This is a genomic window from Clostridium sp., assembly GCF_047718555.1.
Taxonomy (GTDB): Bacteria; Bacillota; Clostridia; order Clostridiales; family Clostridiaceae; genus Clostridium_I.
Window position 1 is genome coordinate 1 of sequence record NZ_JBDNRK010000121.1, and the last position, 2,488, is coordinate 2,488.

General features: G+C 29.7%; 3 protein-coding genes. All 3 read right to left on the minus strand.

Translation table 11 applies throughout. From position 1 onward, the window contains the following. Positions 1-580: 580 nt before the first annotated feature. Positions 581-724, minus strand: a complete 144-nt coding sequence (locus ABF633_RS20660) for a hypothetical protein (protein ID WP_415526614.1) — start codon at positions 722-724, stop codon at positions 581-583. Between the two features lie 148 nt (positions 725-872). Continuing rightward, complete coding sequence (locus ABF633_RS20665) at positions 873-1,637, minus strand: MerR family transcriptional regulator (protein WP_415526616.1); 765 nt, start codon at positions 1,635-1,637, stop codon at positions 873-875. A 261-nt stretch (positions 1,638-1,898) separates the two neighbouring features. Beyond that, positions 1,899-2,180 carry a YmaF family protein gene (locus ABF633_RS20670; RefSeq protein ID WP_415526618.1) on the minus strand — a complete coding sequence of 94 codons (282 nt, stop codon included), beginning with the start codon at positions 2,178-2,180 and terminating at the stop codon, positions 1,899-1,901. Positions 2,181-2,488: the final 308 nt, after the last annotated feature.

A 2,488-nucleotide genomic window follows, 5' to 3' on the forward strand; every position in this document is an offset into this window, starting at 1 on the left:
ATATATTATATATTGATTAATAAAATAATTAGGTTAATATAGTGAACTAATCTATATATATATCTTTACAATTATATTTACTTTTTTCTTAGACATTTGTAACATTATCCTATAGTCTAACATTACTAAATGTCTTTTTAGCTTTCTGAACATTCTCTTAAATCAAGCGTTCATCACATCTATTAGTATTATTCTTACAGTTTACATCTGTAAATATTTAATCATATCTACCTTTACTACTTATAAGCTTTCTACTATTAAATGCTTTTAAATCTACTAAATCTTTAATACTATCTTCATTACTTTCTTTAGTTATATTCATGAGTTAGGGTTGCTATAAAGAAGTTTTTTATATCTTCTTTATGTCTTTATTATAATGTAAACGTTTATACTTGTCAATTACTTTTTTATATTTTTTTGTTTTTCTTTTTCTATGGATATCTACCATAGTTCTCTCTCTTTATAATCTATTTAAACTTAGTAATAATTCAAACCAACTAAATAAAATTTATTGATAATCATAAAAAAATAACACTCATCTAGTAAACATACAGAAGGTGTTATCAAAATTTCATAGACTTTAAGGTCTTGTATACTTTTTAATGGATTCATATTTAGATTTATTTTTTTCAGAAGGATCAATGTATTCAAAATCTCCATTAATATTTTTCCTTATACCCAATTTTTCATACTGATTATTCTTTACTTTATGCTTATTTACCAAAAATATCACCTCTAGCATAGTATGCAAAATAATTAATTGAATTATACCTGTTAAAATCCAATAACCTCCAAAGTAGAACTTATTAATTTCCTATATCTCAAAAGAGCGACTGGCCGCTACCAATCACTCTTAAATACTTATATCAAATTCACTTTTTCATCCCTGTATAAATAAGAATGGCATCTCTTAAAAATTCTGCTGAACCAGGTTGCTCTTTATCATAGTAGGCTGTAAATCTCTCATCATCTACATACATCTGAGCAAGACCTGCATGGGCTTCTTTATTGTAGCTTCCCCAAGCATAGCTTAGCCATTTACGATGTAGCTCTGCAGTTTTTTGTGCTAGCTCTCCCGCTGGATCACCTGTTGCAAATGCTTCCTTTAAAGTACTTATTATACTAGCACCAAGTTTTTCAAACTCGTTATATTGTTCCTTAGTCATATTTTTAAATGCATTATTTGAATCATCAACTTGCTTATCACCGTATTTTTTCCTAATCTCTTTACCATATTTTTTCTCATTGTCTTCAATCATTTTCTGTTTAAAACCTTCAAACTTTTCTTTATCAGCCATTGTAATATCCTCCTCCGACACTGCTATAGTTTTATCAATATTGGCAATTAACAGATTTAATTGCTTCCTTTTTGCCAGAAGTTTTTTTCGATGCTCCTTTAGCGCCTTAGTTGCATCAAAAGATGGTGAAGTTACGATATTTTTAATATCTGATAGACTTACTTCCAGCTCTCTATAAAAAAGTATCTGTTGCAGCCTATCCACTTCTTCTTTTCCATAAATACGATATCCTGAGGAATTGATTCTTGCCGGCTTAAGAATTCCAATTTCATCATAATATCGTAATGTCCTCGTGCTGACTCCAGCCATTTTACCAAGCTTTTGTACCGTGTACTCCATACTTTCATCTCCTGACAACATAAATATACACCTTCACGCAGCGTCAATGTCAACGGGTTTTTATTAAATTTTATGCTAAATCTTTATTTTGTATAGATAGTAAGATATGAAGAAAGATACTATCATTAATAATCTAATCTTTAGGCATAATTTGAAAATATTATACCATAGGATAAAGTATCGAAGATAATTGGGTAATGATACGAATGTAAAGTAAGCTGCCATATATTTTGGCAGCTAAAAAAATAATTGAATATATAATTAATCGGCACTTGTAAAACCGTATATATAATGAATATGACCATCTACAAATGTTACCTTAGTTTCAAAATAGTGATAATGAAGTCCATTTTCAAGATGAATTGCTGGACCTGTTTTAGTACAATATTCATGCTCATGATCTTCGTAGTAAGTGGTTATACCTTCCATATAGTGACAATGAGGTACTTCACTTTTAGCTTTACCAGTAACTCCACCATAATTATGAACATGTCCATCATTGTAGGTTGTTGAACCTGAGTAAGCATGGGAATGTTTTTCCATTGAAATTCCTCCTAATTATTTTCTCAGTACTTATATATGTTCATTTTAACCTAATGTGCGTAATTCTCCCACTCTCTATAGGTGGGAGATGGATAGCACTTGCTTACGGGCATAAATGTGATAAATTACATGAGGTTATATAAATGTGCTGTCAGTAGACTTGTAAAAAAGTGTTTACGAATAGAAAGAAGCAGTTATGGAAAGAATATTTCTAAAATGGAATTTACTGACTTACAACAACTATTAGTGAGACCATAGATGTAGTAAAAAATATATAGATAATAAAAGCATAGGTGAGGTGAGAAGGT